The 1,142-nt window shown below is 66.4% G+C and carries 1 protein-coding gene; it reads right to left on the reverse strand.

Annotation, left to right across the window (positions count from 1 at the left end; all coding sequences use genetic code 11):
* The coding region (locus VP06_RS32485) for an acyl-CoA carboxylase subunit beta (protein WP_048467954.1) at nucleotides 1–1,142 on the reverse strand (1,142 nt) is incomplete at both ends.

Genomic DNA, 1,142 nt, shown 5'->3' on the forward strand with positions numbered 1-1,142 from the left:
CGTAGGCGCCGCCGAACGCCTTGCGGGTGATGACGGTGACGAGCGGCACCGTCGCCTGGCTGAAGGCGAAGAGCAGCTTGGCGCCGTGCTTGATGAGGCCGCCATATTCCTGCGCGGTGCCGGGCAGGAAGCCCGGCACGTCGACGAACGTGACGATCGGGATCGAGAAGGCGTCGCAGAAGCGCACGAAGCGGGCGGCCTTGCGCGAGGCATCCGCATCGAGCACGCCGGCCAGCACCATCGGCTGGTTGGCGACGAACCCGACCGTGCGGCCCTCGATCCGCCCGAAGCCCGTGATGATGTTGCGGGCATACGCCGCCTGGATCTCGAAGACATCACCCTCGTCGACCACCCGCCGGATCAGCTCGCCCATGTCGTAGGGCTTGTTCGGGTTGTCGGGGATCAGGGTGTCGAGGCTGCGGTCGAGGCGTGAGGGATCGTCGAAGCTCTCGATCTCCGGCACGCCGGCCTGGTTGTTGGCCGGCAGGAAGTCCATCAGGCGCCGGATCTGGAGCAGCGCCTCGACGTCGTTCTCGTAGGCGCCGTCGGCGATCGAGGATTTCGAGGTATGGACCTTGGCGCCGCCCAGCTCCTCGGCGGTGACCACCTCGTTGGTCACGGTCTTCACCACGTCGGGCCCGGTCACGAACATGTAGCTCGTGTCGCGCACCATGAAGATGAAGTCGGTCATCGCCGGCGAGTAGACGTCGCCGCCGGCGCAGGGTCCCATGATGACCGAGATCTGCGGGATCACGCCGGACGCCGTGACGTTGCGCTTGAACACCTCGCCGTAGCCGCCGAGCGCTGCCACGCCCTCCTGGATGCGGGCGCCGCCGGCATCGAACAGGCCGATGATCGGGGCGCGCATCTTGAGCGCCATGTCCTGGACCTTGATGATCTTCTGGGCGTGCGCCTCGGAGAGCGAGCCGCCGAAGACCGTGAAGTCCTTGGAGAACACGAAGACGGTGCGGCCGTTGATGGTGCCCCAGCCGGTGATGACGCCGTCGCCCGGGATCTTCTGCTTTTCCATCCCGAAATCGTTCGAGCGGTGCTGCACGAACATGTCGAATTCCTCGAACGACCCGGAATCGAGGAGAAGCTCGATGCGCTCGCGCGCCGTGAGCTTGCCGCGCTTGTGCTGG

Origin of the sequence: Methylobacterium aquaticum (assembly GCF_001043915.1) — a bacterium.
GTDB lineage: Bacteria > Pseudomonadota > Alphaproteobacteria > Rhizobiales > Beijerinckiaceae > Methylobacterium > Methylobacterium aquaticum.